This is a genomic window from Halomonas sp. SSL-5, from assembly GCF_030708455.1.
In the GTDB taxonomy this organism is placed as follows: Bacteria; Pseudomonadota; Gammaproteobacteria; order Pseudomonadales; family Halomonadaceae; genus Halomonas.
Genome location: NZ_JAUYWF010000001.1, coordinates 148,851 through 174,019 on the forward strand (window position 1 = coordinate 148,851; position 25,169 = coordinate 174,019).

General features: G+C 65.6%; 29 protein-coding genes. 9 read left to right on the forward strand and 20 right to left on the reverse strand.

The genetic code is table 11. The features are described 5' to 3' along the window. Positions 1 to 2 precede the first annotated feature (2 nt). From RAN53_RS00730 to nhaD, 5 genes are all read right to left on the reverse strand, one after another. Positions 3 to 755 carry a PEP-CTERM/exosortase system-associated acyltransferase gene (locus RAN53_RS00730; RefSeq protein WP_305794903.1) on the reverse strand — a complete coding sequence of 251 codons (753 nt, stop codon included), beginning with the start codon at positions 753 to 755 and terminating at the stop codon, positions 3 to 5. 86 nt (positions 756 to 841) lie between these two features. Next, entirely contained in the window at positions 842 to 3,706 is a 2,865-nt protein-coding gene (locus tag RAN53_RS00735; RefSeq protein ID WP_305794904.1) for an EAL domain-containing protein, read from the reverse strand. Between the two features lie 32 nt (positions 3,707 to 3,738). Next, positions 3,739 to 4,959, reverse strand: a complete 1,221-nt coding sequence (locus tag RAN53_RS00740) for a hypothetical protein (RefSeq protein WP_305794905.1) — start codon at positions 4,957 to 4,959, stop codon at positions 3,739 to 3,741. Beyond that, on the reverse strand, positions 4,928 to 5,359 hold the full coding sequence (locus tag RAN53_RS00745; protein ID WP_305794906.1) for a hypothetical protein: 432 nt from the start codon (positions 5,357 to 5,359) through the stop codon (positions 4,928 to 4,930). The genes RAN53_RS00740 and RAN53_RS00745 overlap by 32 nt, the downstream gene beginning before the upstream one ends. Positions 5,360 to 5,588: 229 nt before the next feature. Then, entirely contained in the window at positions 5,589 to 7,004 is a 1,416-nt protein-coding gene (gene nhaD / locus RAN53_RS00750; protein ID WP_414842943.1) for a sodium:proton antiporter NhaD, read from the reverse strand. A 283-nt stretch (positions 7,005 to 7,287) separates the two neighbouring features. Here nhaD and RAN53_RS00755 point away from each other — a divergent pair, with 283 nt between their 5' ends. From RAN53_RS00755 to RAN53_RS00765, 3 genes are all read left to right on the forward strand, one after another. Next, on the forward strand, positions 7,288 to 7,995 hold the full coding sequence (locus RAN53_RS00755; RefSeq protein ID WP_305794908.1) for a DUF3581 family protein: 708 nt from the start codon (positions 7,288 to 7,290) through the stop codon (positions 7,993 to 7,995). Between the two features lie 45 nt (positions 7,996 to 8,040). Beyond that, a complete protein-coding gene (locus RAN53_RS00760; RefSeq protein ID WP_305794909.1) occupies positions 8,041 to 9,009 on the forward strand; it encodes a magnesium transporter CorA family protein in 969 nt (322 codons plus the stop codon). A gap of 86 nt (positions 9,010 to 9,095) precedes the next feature. Beyond that, a complete protein-coding gene (locus tag RAN53_RS00765; protein ID WP_305794910.1) occupies positions 9,096 to 10,328 on the forward strand; it encodes a DUF3422 domain-containing protein in 1,233 nt (410 codons plus the stop codon). A gap of 13 nt (positions 10,329 to 10,341) precedes the next feature. Here the strand turns inward: RAN53_RS00765 and RAN53_RS00770 are convergent, their stop codons facing one another. The 6 genes from RAN53_RS00770 to RAN53_RS00795 all read right to left on the reverse strand — a co-directional run bounded on the left by RAN53_RS00770 (position 10,342) and on the right by RAN53_RS00795 (position 13,946). Further along, on the reverse strand, positions 10,342 to 10,545 hold the full coding sequence (locus RAN53_RS00770) for a DUF1289 domain-containing protein (RefSeq protein WP_305794911.1): 204 nt from the start codon (positions 10,543 to 10,545) through the stop codon (positions 10,342 to 10,344). After that, complete coding sequence (arfB, locus tag RAN53_RS00775) at positions 10,542 to 10,955, reverse strand: alternative ribosome rescue aminoacyl-tRNA hydrolase ArfB (protein ID WP_305794912.1); 414 nt, start codon at positions 10,953 to 10,955, stop codon at positions 10,542 to 10,544. Before arfB ends, RAN53_RS00770 begins: the two co-directional genes overlap by 4 nt. A 15-nt stretch (positions 10,956 to 10,970) precedes the next feature. Further along, positions 10,971 to 11,183 (reverse strand): DUF3820 family protein, encoded by a 213-nt coding sequence (locus tag RAN53_RS00780; protein WP_305794913.1) that lies wholly within the window; start codon positions 11,181 to 11,183, stop codon positions 10,971 to 10,973. Between the two features lie 49 nt (positions 11,184 to 11,232). Further along, positions 11,233 to 12,141, reverse strand: a complete 909-nt coding sequence (locus tag RAN53_RS00785) for a GGDEF domain-containing protein (RefSeq protein WP_305794914.1) — start codon at positions 12,139 to 12,141, stop codon at positions 11,233 to 11,235. Next, on the reverse strand, positions 12,138 to 12,866 hold the full coding sequence (locus RAN53_RS00790; RefSeq protein ID WP_305794915.1) for an EAL domain-containing protein: 729 nt from the start codon (positions 12,864 to 12,866) through the stop codon (positions 12,138 to 12,140). Before RAN53_RS00790 ends, RAN53_RS00785 begins: the two co-directional genes overlap by 4 nt. 210 nt (positions 12,867 to 13,076) lie before the next feature. Further along, the gene (locus RAN53_RS00795) at positions 13,077 to 13,946 is read right to left on the reverse strand and encodes a sirohydrochlorin chelatase (protein ID WP_305794916.1); all 870 of its coding nucleotides are present in this window, start codon (positions 13,944 to 13,946) and stop codon (positions 13,077 to 13,079) included. Between the two features lie 197 nt (positions 13,947 to 14,143). Between RAN53_RS00795 and nfsA the strand changes: the two genes are divergently transcribed. Then, a complete protein-coding gene (gene nfsA / locus RAN53_RS00800; RefSeq protein WP_305794917.1) occupies positions 14,144 to 14,875 on the forward strand; it encodes an oxygen-insensitive NADPH nitroreductase in 732 nt (243 codons plus the stop codon). 28 nt (positions 14,876 to 14,903) lie between these two features. Here nfsA and RAN53_RS00805 read toward each other — a convergent pair whose 3' ends face one another. Beyond that, positions 14,904 to 15,443 carry a YgjV family protein gene (locus tag RAN53_RS00805; protein ID WP_305794918.1) on the reverse strand — a complete coding sequence of 180 codons (540 nt, stop codon included), beginning with the start codon at positions 15,441 to 15,443 and terminating at the stop codon, positions 14,904 to 14,906. Between the two features lie 113 nt (positions 15,444 to 15,556). On the opposite strand from RAN53_RS00805, the gene RAN53_RS00810 reads away from it, so the two are divergent. Beyond that, positions 15,557 to 16,126, forward strand: coding sequence for a nucleoside deaminase (locus tag RAN53_RS00810; RefSeq protein ID WP_305794919.1), 570 nt, complete (start codon positions 15,557 to 15,559; stop codon positions 16,124 to 16,126). A 26-nt stretch (positions 16,127 to 16,152) separates the two neighbouring features. Here RAN53_RS00810 and RAN53_RS00815 read toward each other — a convergent pair whose 3' ends face one another. The 5 genes from RAN53_RS00815 to RAN53_RS00835 form a co-directional block, all read right to left on the reverse strand. After that, positions 16,153 to 16,905, reverse strand: coding sequence for a DUF1499 domain-containing protein (locus tag RAN53_RS00815; RefSeq protein WP_305794920.1), 753 nt, complete (start codon positions 16,903 to 16,905; stop codon positions 16,153 to 16,155). Between the two features lie 33 nt (positions 16,906 to 16,938). Further along, positions 16,939 to 17,556, reverse strand: coding sequence for a TPM domain-containing protein (locus RAN53_RS00820; RefSeq protein ID WP_305794921.1), 618 nt, complete (start codon positions 17,554 to 17,556; stop codon positions 16,939 to 16,941). Between the two features lie 75 nt (positions 17,557 to 17,631). Then, the gene (locus RAN53_RS00825; RefSeq protein ID WP_305794922.1) at positions 17,632 to 18,396 is read right to left on the reverse strand and encodes a TPM domain-containing protein; all 765 of its coding nucleotides are present in this window, start codon (positions 18,394 to 18,396) and stop codon (positions 17,632 to 17,634) included. Continuing rightward, positions 18,393 to 19,013: a LemA family protein gene (locus RAN53_RS00830; protein ID WP_232911308.1), complete on the reverse strand. Its 621-nt coding sequence runs from the start codon at positions 19,011 to 19,013 to the stop codon at positions 18,393 to 18,395. Before RAN53_RS00830 ends, RAN53_RS00825 begins: the two co-directional genes overlap by 4 nt. A gap of 156 nt (positions 19,014 to 19,169) precedes the next feature. Next, on the reverse strand, positions 19,170 to 20,063 hold the full coding sequence (locus RAN53_RS00835) for a dihydrodipicolinate synthase family protein (RefSeq protein ID WP_305794923.1): 894 nt from the start codon (positions 20,061 to 20,063) through the stop codon (positions 19,170 to 19,172). A gap of 125 nt (positions 20,064 to 20,188) precedes the next feature. On the opposite strand from RAN53_RS00835, the gene RAN53_RS00840 reads away from it, so the two are divergent. After that, positions 20,189 to 20,536 (forward strand): hypothetical protein, encoded by a 348-nt coding sequence (locus tag RAN53_RS00840; protein ID WP_305794924.1) that lies wholly within the window; start codon positions 20,189 to 20,191, stop codon positions 20,534 to 20,536. Between the two features lie 28 nt (positions 20,537 to 20,564). Here the strand turns inward: RAN53_RS00840 and RAN53_RS00845 are convergent, their stop codons facing one another. After that, entirely contained in the window at positions 20,565 to 20,852 is a 288-nt protein-coding gene (locus tag RAN53_RS00845; RefSeq protein WP_305794925.1) for a coiled coil domain-containing protein, read from the reverse strand. Then, a complete protein-coding gene (locus RAN53_RS00850; RefSeq protein WP_305794926.1) occupies positions 20,849 to 21,184 on the reverse strand; it encodes an antibiotic biosynthesis monooxygenase family protein in 336 nt (111 codons plus the stop codon). Before RAN53_RS00850 ends, RAN53_RS00845 begins: the two co-directional genes overlap by 4 nt. Before the next feature lie 206 nt (positions 21,185 to 21,390). Between RAN53_RS00850 and RAN53_RS00855 the strand changes: the two genes are divergently transcribed. The 3 genes from RAN53_RS00855 (at position 21,391) to RAN53_RS00865 (ending at position 23,795) form a co-directional block, all read left to right on the forward strand. Further along, complete coding sequence (locus RAN53_RS00855; RefSeq protein ID WP_305794927.1) at positions 21,391 to 22,680, forward strand: MFS transporter; 1,290 nt, start codon at positions 21,391 to 21,393, stop codon at positions 22,678 to 22,680. Between the two features lie 140 nt (positions 22,681 to 22,820). Beyond that, complete coding sequence (locus RAN53_RS00860; protein WP_305794928.1) at positions 22,821 to 23,150, forward strand: DUF427 domain-containing protein; 330 nt, start codon at positions 22,821 to 22,823, stop codon at positions 23,148 to 23,150. 180 nt (positions 23,151 to 23,330) lie between these two features. Further along, entirely contained in the window at positions 23,331 to 23,795 is a 465-nt protein-coding gene (locus RAN53_RS00865; protein WP_305794929.1) for a hypothetical protein, read from the forward strand. Positions 23,796 to 23,865: 70 nt separating this feature from the next. On the opposite strand, the gene RAN53_RS00870 is transcribed toward RAN53_RS00865, so the two are convergent. Further along, positions 23,866 to 25,068 (reverse strand): GGDEF domain-containing protein, encoded by a 1,203-nt coding sequence (locus tag RAN53_RS00870; RefSeq protein ID WP_305794930.1) that lies wholly within the window; start codon positions 25,066 to 25,068, stop codon positions 23,866 to 23,868. Positions 25,069 to 25,169: the final 101 nt, after the last annotated feature.

The following is a 25,169-nucleotide window of genomic DNA, read 5'->3' on the forward strand; positions in this document are numbered from 1 at the left end:
AGTTAGAGTTTCATCGCGGCCCTTGGCGAGTGCCAGCTCGGGGAGGTGAGCTGTTCCGCCAGCTGGTCTCTTATGTGCTCGTAAAGGGGCACCAGCTGTCGATTCATCCCCGATTCGGCCTGCTCGCGCGTGATGCAGTAGGCGCTGCGACGGCCATGAAAGTCGATGGTGTCGCCGACCTTGGTGAAGTGGAAGCCGGACATCGAGAGCAGCCTGGGTAGCCGTGGCTCCATCATGGCGAAGGCGATGCTCTTGTCCAGCAGCCTGCCTAACGCATAGCCGGAAATGAAGAGCCCGCTGACCAGCAAGGAGAAGGTTTCTCGCTCATGGTCGGTGAACTCGAGTGGGGTATCGCAGATCCCGGGAACCTCCTTGCCATGAAGTCTGGTTCGAAACGCTCTGGCGATCGCCAGGCGGGAAATCTCGTAATAGTCGGCAAGCGGTAGCCTTTGCGGGTGGAGCTCAGCGTGAGTCAGGCTCCTGCCTCCGTAGCTCTCCATCGGCAGCCGGTCGAAGGGTGGCTCCGCCTCCGGCTGTGGCAGCACGAGCCTCGTGCAGGCGGCGGTTACTCCGGTGCGACGGTGCTCGATCAGGCAGTGGATCGCCCTTTCGTCGTAACCGTCGTATTCCAGCCTGTTGACCGGGTCCTTCGGGGGTTCGTAGTTCAGCTCTGCACAATAGATATCGTGCCGCAATCGATAGACTCGTCGCTTCTGGCTATCGTCAGAAGCAATCACGAACTTGAATTCGTTCATGAATCGAGTCAGTAGAGGTTGCAGGTCCAACATCTTCCCCTCAGAAACACTGGAAGTATGCATTCCACCTCTTCCTTGTCAGGTGATTAGTTGCCGGAGGGTTTGGCATTTTCATTCTCCTTGGGTCGTGAAAGGTATCCAAAGGCGTCCGATACGCGTATCGGCTTTCCGAGATGAAAGCCTTGCCCGAATGCAATGCCATAGGAGCTGAGTATGGGCACAAGCGATTCCTGATCGACGAATTCTGCGATGGCTTGTTTGCCGAAACCATTGGCAATATCGGCGATGGCCTTGACGATAACGCGGCTATCGGCATTGATTGGCAGGTTGCGAATGAAGCTGCCGTCGATCTTGATGTAGTCCACCGGCAGCTGGCTCAGATAGTGGAAGCTGCTGAAGCCGACGCCGAAGTCATCCAGGGCGGTGCGGCAGCCCAGATCGCGCAGTGACTGTAGTACTCCACGTGCGGTCGAGAAGTCGGTGACCGCGGCGGTCTCGGTGACTTCCAGGATAAGGTACTGAGGGTCGGCGCCGCTGCTAGTTAGCTCCTCGGCCAGGTACTGCCTCAGGCCGTCATCGTGGAGTGACTGTCCCGACAGGTTGATGGCCAGGCTGATACTGCGGTCTTTCAATTGAGCCAATACTTCGAGGGACTGGCGGATGACCCAGCGGTCGATCTCCAGGATCTGGCCGCTGCGCTCCGCCACCGGGATGAAGGCGCCGGGAGAGATCAGCTGACCGGCCTCGTCCTGCATTCTGAGCAGCACCTCATAGTGGCGGATATCACGGTCCTCCAGACGCACGATGGGCTGCACCATCAGCTCGAAGCTGTCTTCCTCAAGCGCATGGTGGATGCGCTCCTCCCAGTAGACGCGCTCCTGCAACTCCCCACGGGCTGCTTCCAGCGTCGAGAGCAGGTGCCAGCGCTGGCTGCTCGAGGCCTTGGCCTTGTACATCGCCATATCGGCGCTGGCCATCAGGTCGATGGCGTTGTCACCGTGGATCGGAAAGAGTGCGATACCGATGCTGGCGCCTGCTCGGTGTCGGCGATCTCCGACGTCGAGGACTACCGATGCAAGGATCTGGTTGACCTGCTGGGCGATGCGGGTCGCCAGGGTCTCGCTGGCGCTATGCAGCAGCAGGGCGAACTCGTCGCCGCCCAGGCGTGCCAGGGTGCCGCGGTGCCCCAGCTCCTCGCCCAGCACAGCGGCCACCTTGCGCAGCAGCTGGTCCCCGGCCTGGTGCCCGCTGAGCTCGTTGACGTCCTTGAACTGGTCCAGGTCCAGCAGCAGCAGGGCGCCGGAGTGCCCCTGCTCCATGGCACCATCGAGGGCCTCCTTGAGATAGCGGCGGTTGTAGAGCCCTGTCAGGGGGTCACACTCGGCGAGCCATGTCAGGCGCGCCTCGGCGGCCTTGCGCTCGGTGATGTCCAGGCCGACGGAGATGCGGCCATTGGGCTCCCCGGGGTTCCCGGGAAGCGAGGCGTGGTACCAGGCGATGGTGTGCCGCTTGCCGTCGGCGGTCGCCAGCTGGCGCTCCTCTTGCCCCCTGCCATCGCTGCCGGCCAGCGACTGGCGTTGGCCGCCGAAGACGTCGTCGAAGAGGCGTTTGAGCAGCAAGGTCTCGCTCACCCCCATCACCGATAGCGCATAGTCGTTGACCAGCGTGATCCGGCCATCCGGATCCTGGGTCACGATGAACACGCGCGCCGTATCCAGCAGGCTGCCGATGAAGTCGCGCTCGTGTGCCAGCTCATCCACTCGCTGGGCCAGCTGCTCCCCTCGCGACCTGACTTCGCCTTCCAGGGTTTCCAGCTGGTTGGCCAGGCGCAGGGTCGATCCTTCCAGGATATCGATCTCATCCGATAGTCGGTTATTGGGATGTGGGATGGCCGCCCGAGCCCTGTCGAATTCCCCCTGGGCCAGGCTAGGCAGTATCCCCGAGATGCGCCGCAACCGGGCCATGGGACTGAGCAGGATGGCCAGCAGAAGCAGCTCCGCGGCTACCCAGCCGCCGATGCCGATCATCACCAGGGTGCGGGTATCCTGGCGGATAGCATGTATCTGGTCGGTGATATCGTTGGTGAAGAGCACATAACCGGTGCTGCGCCGGTCGCCGTCCTCGTCCATGCGTACCGCACTCACTTCGATATCGCGAGCCGCGTGGCGAAAGCGGTAGGGGCGCTCGGTGAGGGCGCTGAGGCTGGTCTCGCGGGATGCCTGGTGCAGTGCCGGCAGGCTCTCGTTTTGCCCGGTCAGGGCGATCAGTTGCCCGTACCAGTCGGAGAGTCTCCGCTCTACAAGAAGCTCGCTGCTCTGCATTTCTCCGGTTACCAGGAGCCCTACGTCACCCTTGGCCATCTGATGTGCCTGGCGCATGACATCGGCCAGCGAGCGCGACAGGATCACCACCCCGGTGCTTCGACCCTCGACCAGCACCGGTACGGCGGCATACTGCCGGCAGTCGCTGGAGCAGCGCAGGGCGGTGAGCGGTGTCTCGGATTCGATGACCTGGCGAACCCAGCGCTGTACCGGGCGTCCATTCCCTGACTGGGGTGCCCCCCATTCGGCAACCTGTTCACCGCTGGCATTGAAGATCAGGATCTCCTCGACCCCGGACTCCAGCTGTAGCGTGGGCCACTGTGGCCCGAGGGTCTCCAGTAGCGCTTCACCCTCGTGGTCCGGCAGGGCCGCGCCCAGGCCCTGGGTCGAGGCCACCAGTGAAGCGAGCTGGCGAACGCTCTCCTCTGAGCGTTGAAGGGCCAGATGCATCTCGCCGGCCTGACGGAGTGCGCTCTCGTTGCGGCTCTCCTCGAACTGGCGGGTCAAGTTGGCGTGGCCGACCCAGGAGAAGGCCAGCACCAGGCCCAGTACCAACAGGCTGCTCAGGGCGATGACGCGCCAGGTCAGGCTGAGGCGTTGGCGGGGTGCGGATCGGCTGGAAGGGCTCATTGAGTCATTATTTCCCTTTCAATTCAGGGCTATCAGAAACGCAAGGAGAGTTGAAAGAGGAGCATGTTCCAGCGTCGCTGGGTCTCAGAGGGATCGGGGTTGTCCTGGATCGGCAGCCACCCTGTCCCGTCGACATGGTGATACTCGGCCGCCAGCATCAGTCGGGGATTCGCGTTCCACTGCAGGCCCAGTGTGATGTCATCGGCGTACTGGCTGTGGGCGGGGCCGGCGCCGCTGGCCTCGAAGGCCTTGCCGTCGCGATCGTCACGGTTGCTGGTCAGGCTGTCGTAGCGCAGCAGCCATTGCCAGCTTTCATTGAAGCGCCGGGCATACTGCACATACCAGCTTTCACCGGTAACATCGAAGTTGACGTTGTCATTATCGAAGTTTTCCAACCCGGAGTTGCGCCAAGCGTACTCGGCCGTAAGGCTCCAGTTCTCTTCGTTGTACTGCAACGATACTATCCAGGGGCGAAAATAGAAGTCGCCATTGCTCAAGAGCGGCGAGCCTGACTCGAAACGTGCATTGGCGTCGGCTGCACTGACCGCTGCGACGAAGCGGCCTCCCTGATGTTCATACTTGATCTGGCCGATGGCAGAGGCGCGTGGATCCAGTGAGCCGGGAACCGTGTCGAGCCTCAGGGTGCTGCTCAGATCATCTCCCGCTTGTGGCACACCAAAGCCAAGCTGGGCCCTCAAGGTGCCGGAAGGGATGCGTTCTTCCATGTAGGCGGCAATACCGTCTCCCGAGAGTGCCAGCGAGCGCGTTCTGTCAAAATAGATCGACTGGGGCAGCAGGATGCTGGGTCGCGTGAAGGCAACATCACGGGTCTGGTTGTAAAAGCCGAAAGGGTTTTTACTGCGCCCCAATTGAATGCCGAAGGTTCTGTCCTGGTTGGATACCATCTGATAGTCGATAACCCCATAATCCAGAACTGGTTTCGCATCGTCGCCATCTCCGCCAGCCCGTCGGCTGAGCACCTGGGCTGCCACCAGCACGTTCTCGTGGGGGCGAAGGGACACATTGGCCCCGATCTCGGTGTACTTCAGGCTGCCACCGTCCTCGCTGCTGGGGCCGAAGAAGTTGTTGTCATCGGTGATCACCAGCGCCTGGCTGAGGAAGCCGTGCATCTGCAGCGTATCCAGCACCTTCTCGCTGGCGAGTGCCGGTCCCGACAGCAGGCTCGCCAGCATGGTCGTCAGGATCAGGGGGCGGTGCCCTTCAATCCATTGAAATGACTTGGATACGGTCATCCAGGTACTCCCTTTCCAGATAGCCCATTGCGCCGGGGGTGGTGGCGATGCGCTCGAGCATCTCGGCCTGGTGTCTCACGCGGTCCGGCGCCTGGCCGGTGCCGGAGAAGACCATGCGGTCCCATGCCAGCTGCAGTTGATGGGGATAGACGGTCAGGCGCTCCTTGACGAAGCGCTCATGCACCGGGTGGTCGTTGGGCAGCACGAATACCCGGGCGGCCTGGCCATCCGGCCAGGTACGCTGGCGCATGGCGAAGATGGCCCGAGTGGTGTCTCGCGTGAGGCGTTGGGTGGTGACGTCGGCATGAGCCACCAACAGCACGGCCCGCTCCTCGGCAGCGGCATGGCCACCCAACAGGGGTAGCAGCCAGAGCAGCAGGGCGGCTCTCAGCCACGCCATGTCTCGACCTCGAGCAGAGATATGTCGCGCGATGGCAGCGAGGCGGGGTGGCGGCGTGTCGTCATGGCGTATCGGCTTCCCTGGGTGGTGTCACGGGTGCAGGCCTTGCGCCGACACGCAGCGGTGTGCCGTGACGGGCATCTGCTCATAAGCTACATGAAGGGAAGGGAATGTAAAGCTGCCGCTTCAACGGGGACTGCCCGGCGGCGTTGCCGCCGGACGAGTCGACTCAGCCGAAGACCTGGAACGTCCCGGCATTGAGCCACAGGTGAGTGACGATACTGGCGACGTAGCCCAGGGCGATCACCGGGGCCCAGCGCAGGTGGCCCATGAAGGTATAGTTGCCACGGGCCTGGCCCATCAGTGCGACGCCGGCGGCGGAGCCGATGGAGAGCAGGCTGCCGCCGACACCGGCGGTGAGGGTGATCAGCAACCAATGGCCGTGGGACATGTCGGGCTCCATGGTCAGCACCGCGAACATCACCGGGATGTTGTCGACCACCGCCGAGATCAGGCCCAGGGCGATGTTGGCATAGGTGGCTCCCCAGCCGGTGTAGAGCGCCTCGGAGAGCATCGCCAGGTAGCCCATGTAGCCCAGGCCGCCCACACACATTACCACCCCGTAGAAGAACAGCAGGGTGTCCCACTCGGCCCGTGCCACACGGTTGAATACGTCGAAGGGCACCACGCTACCCAGCTGGGCCAGCTTCTTGTCGTCGCCGCGACGGGCGTAGCGGGTGCGCTTCTTCTCCAGCGAGCGCGGCAGGGTGCGGCGCAGGTAGTAGCCGAAGAACTGCAGGTAGCCCAGACCCGTCATCATGCCCAGAACCGGCGGCAGGTGCAGGAAGGTATGGCAGGCCACGGCGGTGGCCACGGTGAGCAGGAAGAGGAAGATGATGCGTCGTGCACCACGCTTGAGCCACACCTCTTCTTCCATGCTGTCCGGCTTGCGGTTCTTGATGAAGAAGGTCATCGCCACCGCCGGGATCAGGAAGTTGACCAGCGACGGCCCCAGCAGCACGAAGAACTCCTGGAACTGGATCATGCCGGCCTGCCACACCATCAGGGTGGTGATATCACCGAAGGGACTGAAGGCACCGCCGGCGTTGGCCGCCACCACGATGTTGACGCAGGCCAGGTTGATGAAACGCTTGTCGCCCTCGGCGACCTTGGTCACTACCGCGCACATCAGCAGCGCGGTGGTCAGGTTGTCGGCGATGGGCGAGATCACGAAGGCCAGACCGCCGGTGATCCAGAACAGCTGGCGGTAGGTGAAGCCCTTGCGCACCATCCAGCTGCGCAACACATCGAAGGCGCGGCGCTCCTCCAGGGCGTTGATGTAGGTCATCGCTACCAGCAGGAAGAGCATCAGCTCGGTAAACTCGAGCAGGGTCTCGCGGAAGGCGTGCTCGGCCTCGTTGGGCATACCGGCCTGCACATAGACCCAGCCGATCAGCGCCCAGATGATGCCGGCGGCGACCAGCACCGGCTTGGACTTGCGCATGTGCAGCTTCTCCTCGCCCATGACGAGCGCATAGGCGAGGACGAAGATACTCACGGCGAAAAGGCCGACCACGGAGTTGGTAAGATTCAGCTCGCCCGTCACGGCGAAGGCCGTGGGGCTGAACAGCAGGCAGACAAGCACGAGGCATCCCGACCACCAGGCGGTGTGCCGGGGCCGTAGGGTTGGGTATCCGAAGGATGGCATGGCGTTGAGTCCCGAAAACAGGGTTCATGGGAAGGGTGCGAAAGCGCGCCTATTCTACCACCGCTAGTGCACCGCAATATAGGCGCAAAGCCTTACCACCAAAGGAGTAGCAAGGCGGGCAGGGGCCCCCCGGCTCCCCCGAAGGACGTTTTGTGGCATCATCAGCGCTCCGGCAGACGCCGGCCGTTTTCGGATCGCCAACGACGCAGGCAAGTCACGCATGTTTCTCGATGAATTTCATACGCTGGCAGGGGATCGCATCATCATCTCCGCGGAGCAGGCCAGCCGTTTCGCCAAGGGAGTCGCCGGCGACTACAACCCTATCCACAATCCCGATGCGCGGCGTTTCTGCGTGCCCGGTGACCTGCTGTTCGCCCTGGTGCTGGCGCGCTTCGGTCTCTCCCAGCGCATGGAGTTTCGCTTTCTCAGCATGGTGGGTGATGGCACCCCGCTGTGGTTCCAGGAGCATGCCGACGGGCTGATTCGCGTCTGCGACGATGCCGGCAAGTGCTACCTGGAGGTCTCTCGCGGTGGCGAGGCGACTCGCGACGAGGGGGTGGTGGAGGCCTTCACGCGTTGCTATGTCTCCTTCTCGGGCAAGAACTTTCCGCACTACCTCAAGCCCCTGATGGAAGAGAAGGGCGTGATGTTCAACCCCCGCAGGCCGCTGGTGATCTACGACAGCATGGGGTTCTGCCTGGAGCGTCTCGAGGGCCTCTCCCCCGAGCTGGAACTGCTCGATTCCTCCCTGGAGGTCAACGGCAAGCGCGGTGATACCCTGCTCGAGTTCCGCATCCAGTCGGGTGGCAAGCCGGTGGGCACCGGCTCCAAGAAGCTGGTGGTCAGTGGCCTGTGCGATTATGACCCCGAAGCCATGGACGAGATCGTCACCGAGTTCTATCGCCTCAAGGCCGCCTACGAGGCCTGAGCCTGTCAATCTGAGTCGAACTGCGATCGGCATGGGGCCAGGGCAATGATTCGAGCGATACTGGTTGAGGACGACGGCAGCGCCATCCATGGCGATGCCTCACTGGTCGAGCGCTGGCAGGAGAGTCAGGACAGCTACCTGTGGCTGGACCTGCAAGCTGAGCCACAGGCTCGCGAACGCGAGCTGCTGGAGGCCTTCGCCTGCCACCCGCTGGCCATCGACGATGCTCATCGCGACCGCCACCCGCCCAAGATCGAGGAGTTCGAGGGCCATACGCTGATCATCTACCGGGGGATCGGCTCCTTCGATGCCGAGCTGAACTTTGTGCCCCAGCGGGTCGCCTTCTTCGTCGGCGAGCGCTTCCTGATCAGCCTGCATCCCGATACGGCGCTGAGCCTCGACCGCCTCTACGGCGCCGAGGGCGAGCGCTTGCTGCGACGCTCGCCGGAGCATGTGGCACTCAGGGCCATGTATCTCTCGGCCGGCTTCTACCTGGACAGCCTGCTGCAGTTCGAGAATCAGCTGAGCGACCTCGAGGATGGCCTGATCGAGGGCGGCGACGACGCCCTGATGCGCCTGCTCATCGGCTATCGCTCGCGGCTGGTCAAGATGCGCCGGGTGTTCAACTACCACGTGGGCATCACCCAGGAGCTCACCGCCTACGACTACGCCCACCTGCCGCGGGACGTCGACGAGACTCTGCATGCCATCAATGACGTCCACGAGCGCTTCGAGCGCCTGCACAGCCTGACCCAGATGTATTACGACATCTGTGGCGACCTGATCGACGGCTATATCTCGCTCTCCTCGCACCAGCTCAATATCACCATGCGCCTGCTCACGGTGATCACCGCCATCTTCGTGCCGCTGACCTTCCTGGCCGGCATCTACGGGATGAACTTCGCGCATATGCCCGAGCTCGGCTATCGCTACGGCTACTTCGTGCTGCTCGGTGTGATGCTGGCGATTTCCGTCGGGCTGATCTGGCTGTTCCGACGCATTCGCTGGCTCTGAGTCCGGACGGGGCGAGTTGACGCAGGCACTTGGCGGCAGCCGCCCGCGGTCTTAGTCTCGAGGGCTTCCCCTTTCGAGACACGACCATGCACCCACAGCGCGAGCGACTGCACAACGAGCTGCACGCCCGGCCCTCGATCTACTTCGATGAGCCAGCCACCCTTCACCACTATGCCCTGCTCGACGAGGCCGGCGCCTGCGAGGCCGTGCTGGCGCGGCTGGGTGAGCTGAGCGGCACGCCGCTGGACCGTGAGGCGGTCCAGCAGATCCTCGAGGTCGAGGGCCTGACCCTGAAGTGGGAGCGTCACACAGAGTTCCTGACCCTCACGCTGCTGGTACCGCGGACGCCGGAAGAAGAGGCCTGGCCGGCGCCTCCGGCGCTGCTCGACGCGCTGGTGGGCCCACATCGTACCCAACTGATCAGTGCCACCCAGGTCCTGGTGGAGTCCGCCCATCGCTGGGCCGGCAGGCCGGCCGACTACGGCTTTCGCGACCCTTCCGGCTCGCGGGTGGGGGATGGCGATGCCATCGTGTGGAGCGATTTCCGGCTGAGCGCCGATGGCGTCAACCGCCTGCTGTTGATCAACCAGGGGCTGGATGCCTTCCGGCTGGGCCGCATGACACGCCGCCTGCTGGAGATAGAGACCTACCGCATGATGGCCAGCCTGGCGCTGCCGCTGGCCAAGGAGCTGGAGCGCGAGCTGCTGGCGCATGAGCTCGAGCTCGGCGAGCTCTCCGAGCGCAACGCCGAGCGTCAGGCGGATAGCTCGCGGCCGTTGCTGGGGGCGATCTCCGAGCTCTCGGCGCGGCTGGAACGCAGCGGGGCGCGCTCGCGCCGGCGCTTCAGCGCCACCGAGGCGTATGCGCGAATCGTCTTCACCCGCATCGAGGAGCTGCGCGAGAGCCGGGTCGGCGAGAGCCCGCGGCTGGGCACTTTCATCCTGCGCCGCTTCCGGCCCACGGTGCATTTCTGCGCCTCGATCCACCGTCGCCAGCAGGACCTCGCCGAGAGCGTGGCCCGGCTCAACGACCTGCTGCGGACCCGGGCCCAGGTGGAGATCGAGGAGCAGAGCGCCGAGATGCTGGCGAGCCTCAACGAGCGCACCAGCAGCCAGCTGAAGATCCAGAAGGCGGTAGAGGGGCTGTCGATCATCGTGATCAGCTACTACTTGTTCAGCCTCTTCAAGCTCGGCCTGCAGAGCCTGGCGGCGCTGGGGGTAACCATCGTGCCGGCGTTGGCCGCGGCGGTGCTGGCCCCGCTGGGACTGGGAATCATCGGCGTGCTGGCCTGGCGGATCCAACGCGTCAAGCGGCACTGAGGGGGCCGGCGGTTCAGGCGGGGGCGTCGCCGGTGACCGGCCAGCCCTCGGCCTCCAGGCGTTGCCATATGGCCTCGCGGCCGTCCTCGTCCAGGCGCGCCCAGGTGGCGATCTCGTCGAGGGTGCGCCCGCACCCCTCGCAGAGGCTGTCCGCGGGGAGCACGCGGCATACCCGGACGCAGGGCGAGGCCGGGCGTTCGCTGCGCATATCCCTCATGGGGTCACCTTGCCGCGAAGGGCCTTGGTCTTGCCCTTGCGGGTCTTGGAATCGACCCGACGGCGCTGGGAACCTCGGGTCGGCCGGGTGGGCTTGCGTACCTTGCGCTGTTTCACCGCCTCGCGGATCAGTTCGCGCAGCCGCGTCAGGGCATCCTCGCGGTTCTGTTCCTGGGTGCGAAAGCGCTGGGCCTTGATGATCACCACGCCGTCCTGGGTGATGCGCTGGTCGCCAAGGCTCAGCAGCCGCTCCTTGTAGAAGGGCGGCAGGCTGGAGCGCTGGATATCGAAGCGCAGGTGGATGGCGCTGGCCACCTTGTTGACGTTCTGGCCGCCGGCGCCCTGGGCGCGGATCGGGTTCAGCTCGATCTCCCAGTCGCCTAGCTCCACGCTGTTGGAAATTTTCAGCATCAGGTATTCCGGAAGTCAGGAACGCCGCAACGGCTCGAGCAGGTCGCCCAGGCCGTTGTGGTCGATCTCGTGCATCAGTGCGAGCAGGCGGCCCAGCTCGCTGTCGGGAAAGCCCTCGCGGGCGAACCACGCCAGGTAGGGGCCCGGCAGGTCGGCGAGCAGCCGGCCCTGGTACTTGCCGAAGGGCATGCGCATCCTCACCAGCGTCAGGAGGTCCTCGGGCTTCACGTTGCATCCTCGCGGGTGATGGAGTGGGCGGGAGGCCATGCTACCGGGATCAGGTCGCCTTGCCCATGGCCGGGAGTTCGTCCTCCAGTACCCGATTGCGCCCCTCGCGCTTGGCGCGATAGAGGGCCTGGTCGGCGCGCTCCATCACCGCATCGGCACTCTCGCCGGCGGTGAACTCGGTCACTCCCGCCGAGAGGGTCAGTGTCAGCGGGGGCTCTTCCAGGGGCGTGGCGGCGAGCCGCAGCCGCAGCCGCTCCATGGCTCGCCACCCCTCGTACCTGGCGATGCCGGGCAGGACCACCATGAACTCCTCGCCGCCCATGCGCACCAGATGGTCGTGCTGGCGCAGGGTCGAGCGCATGCGCGAGGCCGCCTCGCGCAGCACGGCGTCACCGGCGGCGTGGCCGTGACGGTCGTTGACGCGCTTGAAGTGGTCCAGGTCGCAGGTCGCCACGCAGAGCGGGGTGGCGTAGCGCTGGCTGCGCGCGATCTCCTCCTCCAGCAGCGCCAGGCCGGCACGGCGGTTGAGCAGCCCGGTAAGCTCGTCGTGGCGGGCCAGGAACTCGAGGCGCTGCTCCATCCCCTTGCGCTCAGTGATGTCGACCACGAAGGTTACCTTCTTCACTGCCCCATCGGCGTCGATGATGCGCGCCGCCCGGGCCAGGATATTGCGCAACTCGCCATCCTTGCCGTGTACCTCCCACTCCTGGGCCAACTCCTCGTCGTCCTCGCCGGCGATGAAGCGTTCGTGGAGCTCGTGGAGGATCGTCCGGTTCGCCTCGGGCACCATCAGCGTGAAGTGGCGGCCGAGTAGCTCCTCCTCGCGGTAGCCGTAGAACTCGCAGTAGGCCGGATTGACCATCTCGAAGCGGCCTTCCGCGTCGGTCACGCAGATGCCGATGGGCGCGGCGTGGATCACCCGCGCCATGTTGTCGAAACGCTCCGGTGGCAGCGTCATGAGTGGGCTCTCCTGGAGGGGGAAACATCGAGGACGGCGGCGAAGGCCGGCGCCAGGTCGGCACTCAGGGCATCGACGGCCGGGCGGGCGAAGAAGTAGCCCTGCTGCAGGGGAATGCCGGCCCGGTGGAGCCAGCGGGCTTCGCCGGCTTCCTCTACGCCCTCGGCGATCAGGAGGATGCCGAGTCGGCGGGCCATCGCCACCATGCCATCGATCAGCGCCTGGCGGCGCGGGTCGTGATGGCAGCCCTGGATCAGCTGCCGGTCCAGCTTCAGCTTGTCCGGGGTAAGCTCGGTGAGCAGGTCGAGGTTGGCGTACCCGGTGCCGAAGTCATCCAGGGCGACCCGGAAGCCCATGCGCCGGTAGGCGGTGACGATATCGTGGAGATGCTCCCGGTCGGTGATCTGCTCCGACTCGACCACTTCGAAGACCAGCTTCTCCGGCGGCCAACCCACGCGCCGCGAGGCCTCCAGCGTGGCCTGGATGCACGCTTCGGGCTCATACACGGCATTGGGCAGGAAGTTGATGGAGAGCGACTCCTGCATCCCCAGCCGGCTGGCCTGCTCGATGGCCTTGACGCGACAGGCCTGGTCGAAGCGATACAGCAGGTCATCGGTCACCTTGGACAGCACCTCGTAGGCGGATTCGCCCCGGGGCCCGCGTACCAGCGCCTCGTAGGCGTGGATCTCGCGCCGGTCCAGATCCACGATAGGCTGAAAGGCCATGGTGATATCGAAGGGCAGCTCCCCCTCGCAGCGTTGGCAATGTCCGGCAACTCTCGCGCAGCCCATGGGTCCTCCGGGGTTCTGTCTGCGATGGATACTCTCGTCGGGGTGGCCCCTGGGCACCCCGATGACGGATTTTTTGTCGTTGTGATGGCTGGCCTCAGGATACAGGCTTTTATCCGGCATCGTCCGGCGCTCGGTCTCAAGCGGTCAGCCTCGCGCCGGCAGCGTCAGCAGCAGCGACTCGCCTGCCAGCCCCTGGGCCACGCGGCTGGCGAGAATTGCAAGGATGCCCTCGTGCTCGCCCACCAGTCGCGTGGTGGTGACGGTGAGCCCCGGTGACGCCGCCATGGCCTGCTCGCAGATCTCGGCGATGTCGCCGCCCTCGCCGGCGTGGCGGCCGGGGGAGAGGAACAGCATGGCCAGGATCACCTCGCGCCCGGCCAGCGCCCGCGAGGCCAGCAGGTCGGCCAGCAGCGGCTCGTTGAAGCGATACTGGTCGCCATCGCGCCGCTCCATGGAGGCGAAGGTGACGCAACCGGCCTCTTCACTCAGCAACGCCCCGAGCTGCCCGGTCACATAGTTGCGCACCGCGGCGACCTCGGGGATCGGGCTGCCATGGTCGACCAGCACTACCGTCGGCCTGTGCCTCTCGCTCCTGTCCCCGCGCGCCATGGCCGCGCGGACATTGTCGGCCAGCAGCCGCGCCAGGCGCAGGTCGAGCCCCGCGAGGGAGTCCACCAGCGGCGCCGCCACCCTGATGGCGAGCCGCGGGTGCTTCGCCTGTACCTCCGCCAGGCGCTCCGGCAAGTAGCCGGTCAGCGCCTGGCTGGGGCCGAAGAAGAAGGGCACGATGAGCAGCTCGGTCACGCCCTGTGCCGCCAGGCGCTCGGCCAGCGGGCCCAGCGTCACCGCCTTCTCGCCTTCCAGCTGCTCGGCGGGGATCTTGTGGGAGTGGAGCAGCGAGGCGGCCTCCACCGGCTCCCCGGTGGCCTGGGCCAGGGCCCTGGCCAGGCGGCGCAGGTTGAGCGTGGCCTGGGGGCGCAGGGAGCCGTTGTCGACGAGCAGGATGCGTTTCATGTAAGGCCTCGGAGGGTGGGGCAGGGGGTGGCATGGCCGGGCGGCTCTCCACACTACCCAGCGACGGCGGTGCTGAAAAGTGCCATGAACCAGGAGCCGCGTGGCAAAAGGCGGTGCAAGGGGAGGGCGCGACATGGAACAATGAGCCTGTTAAGGGCTACACCCGAGTCGATGTGACACCAACCGAGCGAGGTCCCATGAATCCCACCATCGAACTGCTCAAGTCCCACCGCTCCGTGCGCAAGTTCACCGACCAGCCGGTCTCCCGGGCGCTGCTGGAGGAGCTGGTCAGCGCCGGCCAGGCCGCCGCCACCTCCAGCCATGTGCAGGCCTACAGCATCATCCATGTGAAGAAGCCCGAGAACCGCGAGGCGATCGCCGAACTGGCCGGCGGTCAGCGCTATATCGCCACCTGCGGCGCCTTCCTGGTGTTCTGTGCCGACATGAAGCGCCCCACCGAGGCGGCCGAGCGCACCGGTGCGCGGGTGGTGCGCGGCATGACCGAGCAGCTGCTGGTGGCCAGCGTGGATACCGCGCTGATGGCCCAGAACGTGGCCGTTGCCGCCGAATCGGAAGGGCTGGGCATCTGCTACATCGGCGGCATTCGCAACAACCCCCAGCAGATCAGCGATCTGCTGGGCCTGCCGGATCACGTCTACCCGGTGTTCGGCATGTGCCTGGGCTATCCGGCCCACGACCCCGACGTGAAGCCGCGCCTGCCGGTGGAGGCGATCCTCAAGGAGGACAGCTACCACGACGACAGCGAGCTGGTGGCGGCCTATGACGACGCCATGCACGCCTACTACCAGTCCCGGAAGGGTGGCCCCAAGGACACCACCTGGTCGCAGAACCTGACCCCGCTGTTCGACACCAAGCTGCGCCCCCACATGCGCGAGTTCCTGGTCAAGCGTGGCTTCGAGATGAAGTGATCCGGCAGTGTGAGGCTGGCGCCCCGGTTCAGGCGTCGCTGCCCTCGAACGCCTCGGGGTAGCGCCGCCTGGCCCGCCACAGGCGCCAGATGGTGATGGCGTTGGTGACCACCACCAGCGCCTCGGCCAGCGAGCCGCCCACGGCGCCCGCCAGCAGGTGGCTGAGCAGCCAGGCCACCGCCGCCAGGCCCAGCATCACGCGCATGGGGATGCCGCGCAGCAGGAACATGCCCACCGTGCCCAGCACCATGGCCACCAGCGCGGGCAGATCCGCCCAGCCCTGCCAGGTCGCCAGCGCCGCCACGCCGCTGGCGACCAGCACCCCGGCCATCACCCTGGTGCTGCCCGGGTAGCGGCGAGCCAGGGCGATGCGCACGATCACCAGCAGGCTCAGCGCCGCCGCGGTCCAGCTCTCCAGGAACAGGAACTGCAGGGCGAAGGCCACGTTGGCCGAGATCAGCAACACCAGCAGGCGCTCGTCGCGCTTGCTGGCGAAGGCCAGGAGGCACAGCAGCAGGGCGACCAGGCCGAAGAACTGGCCCGCCATGACGGTGGTGCCTTCCAACATCGTGATCTCTCTCTAATGTATGGTCGGGCGCCCAGCATAGCCGGCCGGGGCGTGGTTGACGCAAGGTACCCGGGCCGCGCATCTTGGCAGCGTCACCAATCGCTGGAGCCCTCATGGAAACGCTGCTCGATGCACGCTCGGATGTGACCCAGGCGGCGCTGGCCGCCATCGCCCATATGCCCACCGCCAGCCTGCCGGTGCTGATGGATGATGACTTCGCCCGCCGGCTCACCGATGCCGACTTCATGCGCATCGCCGTGCTGCTGGCGCAGAAGAGCTTCGATGAGGGCGGCTGCCCCATCGGCGCGCTGATCATCGACAACGCCACCCGGCGCATCGTCGGCAAGGGCCATAACACCCTGGTGCAGGAGAATCACCCCTACCACCACGGCGAGACCTCGGCTATCCGCGATGCCGGGCGCATCGACTTCAGCCGCACCACGCTGTTCACCTCGCTGAGCCCCTGCGAGATCTGCGCCACGCTGCTGACCATGCGCGGCTTCTCCCGGGTGGTGGTGGGCGATGTCACCAACGCCTCGGGCACCGAGCCGCTGCTCAAGGCCAGGGGCGTGCGCGTGGATATCCTCGAGGATCCGCGCGGCATCGAGCTCTACGCCCGCTTCCGCGCCGAGAAGCCCGAGCTCGACCTCGAGGACTGGAAGGGGCTCTGCGCCACACGCTGATCTCCGTCGGGGGGAGTCGCCGAGCCCTATTCCAGCCGCTGCGCCAGGGCCTCCATGAAGGCCCGGATACGCGCGGCGTTGGTGCCCACGTCGCTGGCGCCGAGCCGCGAGGCAGAGCGCATGTCGACCCGAATGCCGTCCGGCATCTCGGTCAGGCGGATCACCACATCGTCCTTGAAGCCGAACCAGAGGGTTGTAGCGGTGGCCTCCAGCCTGGCGTCGCCCGCCACGGCGATCTCCCAGCCGGCTTCGCGCGCCTCGGCCGCGGCGGCGGCCATCACTACGTCGAGGGGCTCAGCGAGTACCAGCGGCTGGATGTCCGGGTAGGCCTCGCGCTGCTGGCGGGCGGTCGCCTCGCCGGGGTAGTCCACGGCATTGGGCGCGGCCTCCCGGGGCGCGACCAGGGCCTCGAAGGCGGGCGGGTCCTGCATGTCGGTGGTGATGTCGTGGATGGGGGGCACCGCCCGGGCCTGCTGCAGCTGCATCCAGGGCATCGCGACCAGCCCCAGCCCCGCCAGGATCACCAGGCCGCCGAGCAGCGCCGGCCGGGCGCGGCGGGTGAAGGCGGCGATGATCAACCCCACCAGGCCCAGACCGGCGGCGCCGAGGGCGACGAAGGCACCGTAGCGTAGCAGGCTGAAGGCATCCCCCAGGGTGAGCAGCCCGGTGCGATAGGCCGGCCCCGCCCCGGCCATGGACAGCGCCGCCAGCAGGGCCAGGATGCCCCCGACCAGTGCCACCTTGAAGGCCAGTCCCGCGCCGCGATGTCCCGATCTCATGTGGTCTGGTGTCATGCCGGTTCCTCGCATCGGTCAGTCCAGCACGATCAGGTGGTTGGGCAGCTCGTTGCGCTCGTGGGTGGCCGGCACCTGCTCCTTGAGATGCTCGCCGCAGGCGTCGATGCACTCGAGGAAGCCCTGCAGGGTCTCGCCTTCCTTCACCCGCTGGGTGAAGGCCTCAACGATGGACTGCCAGGTCTCGTCGCCGATGCGCGCCGAGATGCCCCGGTCGACCAGGATCTCCACATAGCGCTCGGCCTCGGAGACGAAGATCAGCATCCCCGTTCCCCCTTCGGTATGGTGAAGCTCCTGTTCCAGGAACTGCCGCCGGGCCAGGTTGGCCGCTCGCCAGTGGCGCACCCCTCGCGGGATCAGCCGGGTGGTGATGGCGGGGCGGCGGAACACCAGGCCCAGCACGATGAAGGTCGCCCATTGCACCAGCGTCAGTTCCCAGGCCGAGAACCAGCCGGGAAAGTAGTTGATCGCACCGGGCACCACCAGGGCCAGCAGGCCCGCCCAGAGCAGCGGGATATAGGCGTAGTTGTCCGCCCGCGGTGCCAGCACGGTGACCAGCTCGGCATCGGTATCGCGCTCGACCCGATTGATCGCCTCGGCTACCTGGCGCTGCTCGTCTTCGCTCAATAAGGCCATGGGGGTCGTGATCTCCGAATCCTGAATGTCATGTCGGTGTCGCCACCGGAAGGGGGCGGCTCGGTAGGGCGCTGCTTACCAGCCGCCGGATGCACCGCCGCCACCGAAGCCGCCGCCACCGCCGCCGAAACCACCCCCGCCGCCGAAGCCGCCGCCACCGCGGGAGCCGCCGCCCAGTGCACCGCCCAGCAGCATGCCGGCCAGCAGGCCGCCGCGACCACCGCGCACCAGGCTCATGACGATCACGAACATCACGAAGAAGAGGATCGATGCCGGTCCCTTGGGGCCCTGCTCGCCGGGCGGGGCGTTGGCGGTGGCGGTGGCGGTGGTATCCATGGGCTCGCCGCCCAGCACCCGGATCATCGCCGCCACGCCCTCGCTGATGCCGCGGGCATAGTCACCCTCGCGGAAGGCCGGCGTCAGGGTCTGGTTGATGATCGCCGAGGACTGGGCGTCGGTCAGGCGCCCCTCGAGGCCATAGCCGACCTCGATGCGCACCTTGCGCTCGTTGGGCGCGACGATCAGCAGGGCGCCGTTGTCCTCCTCGGCCTGGCCGATGCCCCAGTGGCGCCCCAGCTGATAGCCATACTCCTCGATGGGGACGCCCTGAAGCTCGGACAGGGTGGCCACCACCAGCTGCTCGGTGGTGGCCTCCTCGTGGGCCGCGAGCTGCGCGCTCAGGCGAGACTCGGTGGTGGGGTCCAGCAGTTCGGCCTGGTCTACCACGCGGCCGGTCAGGTCGGGAAAGTCGAGCTCCTGGGCTTGAACGTCCTGGGCCTGAAGCCCGACGGCCGTCGTCAGCAGCAGCGCCAGCAGCGGAATGCGCAGAAGATCGCTCATTCAAACTCCACCTGGGGGGCCTGGTCCGCGTTCTCGGTCGTGGCTTCGAAACTCTCGCGCAGCGCCATGTCGCTGTAGAGGATGGTGTGCCACAGGCGACCGGGGAAGGTGCGGATCTCGGTGTTGTATCGCTCGACCGCGGTGATGTAATCGCGCCGCGCCACGGCGATGCGGTTCTCGGTGCCCTCCAGTTGCGACTGCAGGGCCAGGAAGTTCTGGTTCGATTTAAGCTCGGGATAGCGCTCCGATACCGCCATCAGCCGGCTCAGCGCGCCGGTCAGCTGCTGCTGGGCCTGCTCGAACTGGCGCATCTTCTGCGGGTCGTCCAGCGACTCGGCGTCGATCTGGATCGAGGTGGCCTTGGCCCTTGCCTCCACCACGGCGGTCAGGGTCTCCTGCTCCTGGCGGGCAAACCCCTTGACCGTCTCGACCAGGTTGGGCACCAGGTCCGCGCGCCGCTGGTACTGGTTCTCCACCTGGGCCCAGGTGGACTTCACCTGTTCGTCATAGGTGGGGATGTTGTTGACGCCGCAACCCGTCAGCAGCACCGCCATGATCAGCACAAGGGCGAACCGCCAGACGCGAGGGTCGGGTAGCGTGGAGTGTCTCGTCGGCATGGGGGCAGTCATCCTGTCGATGTGAGTCGATGTGAAGAGAAGACCCCCAAGGTACAGCTCAGGCTGATGCGAAGGAAGCGACGTCATGCAGACACGCCTCCAGCCGACATATCAAGGACCGATGCCGACCATCACCGCCGATCACGCTCTGCCCGGTTACGCCAGCTCGAGCTCCTCCAGCACGGCGGCCAGCGCCTGCCGGCTCTCTCCCTCAAGCGTCTTCAGGGGCAGCGGCAGGGTTGGCGACCCGACGAGCCCCAGCAGCTCAGCCGCGGTGGCGACCACCCGCAGGCTGCCGCCGTGCCGTCGGAACAGTGCCCACAGTGGCTCGAGCCGAGTCGACAAGCGTTGGGCCTCCTCGGCATCGCCGGCCCGGGCGGCGCGGGTGATGGCCAGGGCGGCCTCGGGGAAGAGGCCGCCGATCACCGAGTACCAGGCCTCGCAGCCGGCATTCAGCCCGGTGGCGGCAAAGGCGTCGCCACTGACGCCGATCGTCACCTCGGGCGGCACCAGGGCGCGCAGCCGCTCGACCCGCTCGCGAGCGGCCGCGGGCTCGGCGGGTACACCCGGAATCTTGATGGAGGCGACATTGGGCAGTGCCGCGATGCGCCCATGCAGCTCGTCGCTGAAGGTGAAGTGGGTGGTGCCGGGGTTGTCGTAGACGCACAGCGGCACCGAGAGCCGGGTGGTGACGGCCTCATAGAGGCCGAAGACCTCCGCGTCGGTCAGCGGCTGATAGGACATCGGTGCCAGCAGCACCGCGCTGGCGCCCGCCGCTTCGGCGTCCTCGGCCAGGGCCAGCACATCGCGGGTACGCAGGGCACTGATGCCCACGATCACCGGCACATTGCCGGCACTCTGCACGGCCAGCCTGGCGATGCGTGCGCGTTCGGCGTGGCCGAGGTAGGCATAGCTGCCCGTGGAGCCGAGCGCCCCGATGGAGTCGACACCCGCAGCCACCAGCCTCTCGACCAGGTGGACGAATGCCGCCTCGTCGATGGCATCCTCGTTCATGGGCGTCAATGGAAAGGCACTCAGGCCGGTGAGCATGGGCTGTCTCCTGGTTCGGAAATCCGCTGGTGGACTTGCTCGGGAGTATGCCACGGCGGAGACTCGGTACAGCGCATCCGGTCCACCTGCCGGAGAATGGCAGCCATTTCGAGGAGGAGTCTTGCATGGAGAGCCAGGTCGAGGCGGGAATTGCCACGCGCCTGCGGGACCTGCTGATGGGGCTGCCAGACGCGGCGCTGCCGATCACCTACCGGCAGGCCGCCGAGGCACTGGGGCTTTCGCCGCCTCGCACCATCCAGCGCGTCGCCCAGGCCCTGGAGACGCTGATGCGCGAGGACGTCGCCGCAGATCGACCGATGATCGCCGCCCTGGTGGTCAGCCGCCGCGGCGACCTGCCCCGGCAGGGTTTCTTCGACCTGGCGGTGGCGCTCGGCCGCTTCCCCGCCGACCCGGCCGAGCATGAGGCCGCCTATCGGCAGGAGCTGGGGCGCGTCATGGCGTCGCGTGGGTGAACCGTGACGTCACTTGGTGGCGGGGCAGTCACTTGAAGCGCGAGCGGGCCTTCTCGAAGGCGTCGCTCATCGACTCCCAGGCGCGCTCCGCCCCGGCGCGGATGTCATCCCAGGCATCGTCGCCGGACTCGCGCAGCTCCTCCAGCTTCCGGCGCACCTCCTCACGCCTCTCCTCCAGGCGCTCGGCCTCCTTCTCCCGCTCGATGCGGGCATCGGCGTCGGCGCCGCGGGCCTGGGCCTTCAGCTTGTCGATCTCCGCCTGCCACTCGTCCAGCTTGGCGCGCAGCTTCTGCTCATAGGCTTCTCGATTGCTCATGCGTCACTCTCCTCGTTGTCGACGGTCTGGATGACCTCGAATCCCTCGAAGCTCGGCGGGCCCAGGTAGAGCCCCTCGCGCTTGCTCTGGCCGGCGCTGGCGTGGGCCTTGCGGAAGGCCTCGGAGTGGGTCCAGGCCTCGAAGTCCTCCCGTGAGCGCCACACGGTATGGGAAGCATAGAGCACATGATCCTCGCGCTCCGGTCCGCGCAGCATGTGGAAGGTCTCGAAGCCGGGCAGCCCCTGCAGGCGGGTCTCGCGCTCCAGCCAGATCTGCTCGAACTCCTCCGTGCGTTCGGGATTGACCCGGAAGCGGTTCATGGCGATGTACACGGGCATCTCCTGTTGGGGGTGAAAGGTCTTCTCGACGATGACAGCTCCCCACCGGCGGGACAAGGCCGCCGGAGCGTCCGCCATCCTTGTCGATATCGCCATGCTGCGTCACGCTGGGGGAGTGCCGACTCGCTCTTTTCTGCCCGACGTCGGCGACCGGGCACCGGCAACGACCCACCACTTCGACGCGCTCTTGCGGAGGATGCATGATGAGGCTATCCAGCACGGGGTTCGCGATACTCGGGGCCGGGCTGATCGCGATCAGCTACGGTCTCGCCCGTTTCGCCTTCGGTCTCTTCGTCCCTCCGATCCGAGACGAGCTGGGCCTCTCCTCCTACGTTATCGGCATCATCGGCTCGCTGCCGCTGATTAGCTTCCTGTTGGCCACCGCGGTGGCGCCGCTCGTCACCCGCGTCCTCGGCGCCCGTTACGCGGCGATACTCTCCGGCGGTTTCGGCGTCGCCGGGCTCATGCTGATCAGCCGGGCCACGGGCCCGATGATGCTCGCGTCGGGGGTGTTCGCTTGTGGCATCTGCACCGGCCTGATGATGCCCGCGCTCACCGCCGCCATGCAGGCGGTGGTGCGGCGCTCGCTGCACGGGCGGGTCAGCTCGGTGATGAACGCGGGCACCAGCATCGGCGTGATCGTGGCGGTGCCCACGGTGCTGTTCATGGTCGGCGCCTGGCGAATCGCCTACCTCTCCTTCGCCGTGCTGGCCGTGCTCGGGGTGATCGCCGCCTGGCTCTTACTGCCCTCGGTCACGCGCATCGTGCCGTCGGATGCGGCGGACCCGCCGCCGCTCAACGAACTGCCCTGGTCACGCCTGATCCGGCTCACGTTGTTCGCCTTCGTGATGGGCTTCGTCTCCGCCGCCTACTGGATCTTCGCCCCCGATCTGGTGGTGACCCTGGGCGGCCTGCCGGCCACCGCCACCGCCTGGCTGTGGCTGGCGGTGGGCGTCGCCGGCCTCGGCGGCGCCGTGGTGGCCGACCTGGCCGATCGCAACAACCCGCCGATCACCCAGGCGCTGATGCTGATGATGCTCTCCGCGAGCCTGGCGCTGCTCGCCGCGAGCCCCGACCAGCCGCTGCTGACGGCCTTCTCCGCCTTGGTCTTCGGCCTGGCCTATATGAGCCTGACCGGCCTCTACCTGATGACCGGCATCCGCCTGCTGCCCGGCCGCCTCTCCGTCGGCCCGGTGCTGCCCTTCATGGCGGTCTCCCTGGGCCAGGCCACCGGCTCGCCGGTGGTCGGCGCCCTGGTGCAGGGCTTCGGCTACGCCGACGCCTTCGCCATGTTCGCCGCGCTGGGCATCCTGGTGGCCGTGCTCTCGCCCTTCTACCCGGGCGCCATCGCCCAGGCCGAAGAGGAGGAAGCCGCAGAGGAGGACACCGGCCTCCAGGCGGCCTACGACAGCCAACTCCTGGACGAGGAGGGCGAACCCCTGGAGGACCCCCTCGAGGAGGAGGAAGAGCAGGCCGCCGCGTCATCATGAGCGGCCCCGATGTCCGGGCGCTCGCCCGGCCATGAAGTGTCTGGTTCGACGTTAGTTGTAAGCGATCTGCCGTCGGCGGAGGCTTCCCTGACTGTTACGCTCCGTAAACAGAAAACGAAAAGAACACACAGGGAACCGCCATGATTGAGGCCTTTGAGCCGCGCATCACGCTGCACCCGCATTCCCGCCGGGTGCGGGTCGTCATCGATGGCACCCTGCTGGCCGACACCACCCGCGCCATCGAACTGCGCGAACGTAGCTACCCGCCACGGCAGTACCTCCCCCGCGAGGATGTGCGCATGGACCTGCTGCGACCCTCCGACACCGTCACCCACTGCCCCTTCAAGGGCGATGCCTCTTACTTCTCCTTTGGCGAACACAAGGATGTGGCATGGAGTTATGAGCAGTCCCGGGAGGGTGTAGAGGCGATTGAGGGGAGGGTGGTGTTTTACCGGAGAGTCAGCGAGTGACCTCTTTTTACCCCAAAGTAGGCATGAGAAGTTAGGGGGATTTTCTTGTTGTATAGATAGAGTGTAAAGTAATTGATATATTGAAAATGGGTTGTATAAGTTGCCTGAACTTTGGAGAAAAGAGGTGGCTATATTTTTTTGTAATTGAAGCTATAGGATTTTCATGGAGGGAAGGTTTAAATGAAAAAAATTGCTAGCATGTCCAGTGCTTTTTTTCTTTTGGCGGTGGGTTTTTCTGCGTTTTTTTATTGGCCAACCGATGAAAGGAAGTTCTTTTCCGCATGCGAAAACTCTCTAAAAGAAGTTCTTTCATCCCCTTCTACATATAGCAAGGTTGGATTTAGGCATTACATGTCAAAACCTTTGTCATCGGAAGAATACAAAGATACATTTAGCATTCCTGTTGGTTATGCATTAGAGTCAGCTTTGGAGAAAGGCAAGGTAAGTCCAATGATCTATTCTGGGTTTATCAGGTATGAGCATGCCAATGTTTATGGAACCCCAGTTTCTAATGTCGTAGAGTGCTCCTATGTAAGTGGGGATGGCTTGGATAATATAAGGGAAGCCAATGTCATGATTGACGGAATGACAAATCATGATAGGCAGATGAAAGCACTCAAGCGTCACCTTGAAAGGAGGAATTAAAAAAAGCATAAAAATTGTTTATTTATTTATAATTGTATGATTTTGGTTTCTCCCAATCCAGTCACCCGCATTACTCACCACTCCCATCCTGGCTCATCACCACCCGGTTCCTGCCGGCGTGCTTGCCGGCGTAGAGGGCGCGATCGGCTTGCTGAATCAGGGCGTCGAGGTCGGCGTCCTCGTCGACGCCTCCGGCGATGCCGACGGTGACGGTGAGGCGATGGTCGGGCATCGATTCCATCACCTCAAGCTCGCTGACCTTCTGCTGCAGGCGTTCCGCCACCATCAGCGCGTCCTTGGGGTGGGTGTCCGGCAGGGCGACGATGAACTCCTCGCCGCCGAACCGGCCGACCACGTCCTGGGGTCGTAGCGAGTGCTTGCAGGTCTTCGCGATCGCCGCCAGCACCCGGTCGCCCTGGCTGTGCCCCCAGGTGTCGTTGATGGCCTTGAAGTGGTCCACGTCGATCATGAACAGGCTGAAGGGGGCTTTCTCGTGCCGCGCGCGGCGCAGCAGCGCCTCGGCGCGGGCCATGAAGTGGCGGCGCGAGTCCAGGCCGGTCAGCGCATCCTGCTCGGCGACCTGGCGCAGCTGGGCCTCCAGCGACTTGCGGTGAGCGATTTCCTCGGCCATCTGCCGGTTCTGGACACGCTCTTCCTCCAGGAGGGCGAACTGCGTCCGCTGCAGTCGTTCCAGGCGCAGCAGGGCGAAGAAGCCCACGGCGTTGGTCATCACCAGCAGCAGCCCGATGCGCAGCACCACCACGGCCGGGATGTCGGTCATCACCACCGCCGCGGCCAGGAACCCCAGGTTGAGGTAGAGGCTGGCGAAGGCCACCACCGGCAGCAGGTTGGGTATCAGCAGGTAGAAGGCGATGGTGGCCACCACCAGCGCGGTGACCTGGGTGGCGAGGCTCTCGGGGCGCAGGAGCGCGATCAGGATGATGCCCGTCGCCAGTATCCACAGGGGCAGGGCGTGCAGCCACAGCCGGCGGCTGAAGTCGCCGAGGCGCCCGATCGCGACCGCCAGCGCCAGGCAGGCGACTACCACTACCAGGCGCATGGCGAGAAGCAGGGTGAGCTCGATGCCGGCGTCGAGGTAGTGGTAGTCGGAGATGGCGAACATCCCGAAGACCAGCGCCGCCACACAGATCGCCACGCCAGACTCGAGGCGCACCCGGGGCGCGATCTCGCGACGATAGCTCACCTCCCTGGCCGGCTCCCGGAACTGGCCGGTGAGCCGGTGCAGCGGATAGCGTGGGGTGGGTGATGACAAGGGCCGTTCTCCCGGTTCATTGGTGATCGATGGCATGATCGTGATGGTGGTCGAGGCGATTTACCCTGCCAGCCCTGAGGAATATAAGCGCTTATTGGAGT

What these genes read in the sequence shown, in the direction of transcription:
- RAN53_RS00730 (WP_305794903.1), bottom strand. Translation starts at nt 755, where the DNA reads ATGAACGAATTCAAGTTCGTGATTGCTTCTGACGATAGCCAGAAGCGA.
- RAN53_RS00735 (WP_305794904.1), bottom strand. Translation starts at nt 3,706, where the DNA reads ATGAGCCCTTCCAGCCGATCCGCACCCCGCCAACGCCTCAGCCTGACC.
- RAN53_RS00740 (WP_305794905.1), bottom strand. Translation starts at nt 4,959, where the DNA reads ATGACCGTATCCAAGTCATTTCAATGGATTGAAGGGCACCGCCCCCTG.
- RAN53_RS00745 (WP_305794906.1), bottom strand. Translation starts at nt 5,359, where the DNA reads ATGGCGTGGCTGAGAGCCGCCCTGCTGCTCTGGCTGCTACCCCTGTTG.
- RAN53_RS00755 (WP_305794908.1), top strand. Translation starts at nt 7,288, where the DNA reads ATGTTTCTCGATGAATTTCATACGCTGGCAGGGGATCGCATCATCATC.
- RAN53_RS00760 (WP_305794909.1), top strand. Translation starts at nt 8,041, where the DNA reads ATGATTCGAGCGATACTGGTTGAGGACGACGGCAGCGCCATCCATGGC.
- RAN53_RS00765 (WP_305794910.1), top strand. Translation starts at nt 9,096, where the DNA reads ATGCACCCACAGCGCGAGCGACTGCACAACGAGCTGCACGCCCGGCCC.
- RAN53_RS00770 (WP_305794911.1), bottom strand. Translation starts at nt 10,545, where the DNA reads ATGAGGGATATGCGCAGCGAACGCCCGGCCTCGCCCTGCGTCCGGGTA.
- arfB (WP_305794912.1), bottom strand. Translation starts at nt 10,955, where the DNA reads ATGCTGAAAATTTCCAACAGCGTGGAGCTAGGCGACTGGGAGATCGAG.
- RAN53_RS00785 (WP_305794914.1), bottom strand. Translation starts at nt 12,141, where the DNA reads ATGACGCTGCCACCGGAGCGTTTCGACAACATGGCGCGGGTGATCCAC.
- RAN53_RS00790 (WP_305794915.1), bottom strand. Translation starts at nt 12,866, where the DNA reads ATGGCCTTTCAGCCTATCGTGGATCTGGACCGGCGCGAGATCCACGCC.
- RAN53_RS00795 (WP_305794916.1), bottom strand. Translation starts at nt 13,946, where the DNA reads ATGAAACGCATCCTGCTCGTCGACAACGGCTCCCTGCGCCCCCAGGCC.
- nfsA (WP_305794917.1), top strand. Translation starts at nt 14,144, where the DNA reads ATGAATCCCACCATCGAACTGCTCAAGTCCCACCGCTCCGTGCGCAAG.
- RAN53_RS00805 (WP_305794918.1), bottom strand. Translation starts at nt 15,443, where the DNA reads ATGTTGGAAGGCACCACCGTCATGGCGGGCCAGTTCTTCGGCCTGGTC.
- RAN53_RS00810 (WP_305794919.1), top strand. Translation starts at nt 15,557, where the DNA reads ATGGAAACGCTGCTCGATGCACGCTCGGATGTGACCCAGGCGGCGCTG.
- RAN53_RS00815 (WP_305794920.1), bottom strand. Translation starts at nt 16,905, where the DNA reads ATGAGATCGGGACATCGCGGCGCGGGACTGGCCTTCAAGGTGGCACTG.
- RAN53_RS00820 (WP_305794921.1), bottom strand. Translation starts at nt 17,556, where the DNA reads ATGGCCTTATTGAGCGAAGACGAGCAGCGCCAGGTAGCCGAGGCGATC.
- RAN53_RS00825 (WP_305794922.1), bottom strand. Translation starts at nt 18,396, where the DNA reads ATGAGCGATCTTCTGCGCATTCCGCTGCTGGCGCTGCTGCTGACGACG.
- RAN53_RS00830 (WP_232911308.1), bottom strand. Translation starts at nt 19,013, where the DNA reads ATGCCGACGAGACACTCCACGCTACCCGACCCTCGCGTCTGGCGGTTC.
- RAN53_RS00835 (WP_305794923.1), bottom strand. Translation starts at nt 20,063, where the DNA reads ATGCTCACCGGCCTGAGTGCCTTTCCATTGACGCCCATGAACGAGGAT.
- RAN53_RS00840 (WP_305794924.1), top strand. Translation starts at nt 20,189, where the DNA reads ATGGAGAGCCAGGTCGAGGCGGGAATTGCCACGCGCCTGCGGGACCTG.
- RAN53_RS00845 (WP_305794925.1), bottom strand. Translation starts at nt 20,852, where the DNA reads ATGAGCAATCGAGAAGCCTATGAGCAGAAGCTGCGCGCCAAGCTGGAC.
- RAN53_RS00855 (WP_305794927.1), top strand. Translation starts at nt 21,391, where the DNA reads ATGATGAGGCTATCCAGCACGGGGTTCGCGATACTCGGGGCCGGGCTG.
- RAN53_RS00860 (WP_305794928.1), top strand. Translation starts at nt 22,821, where the DNA reads ATGATTGAGGCCTTTGAGCCGCGCATCACGCTGCACCCGCATTCCCGC.
- RAN53_RS00865 (WP_305794929.1), top strand. Translation starts at nt 23,331, where the DNA reads ATGAAAAAAATTGCTAGCATGTCCAGTGCTTTTTTTCTTTTGGCGGTG.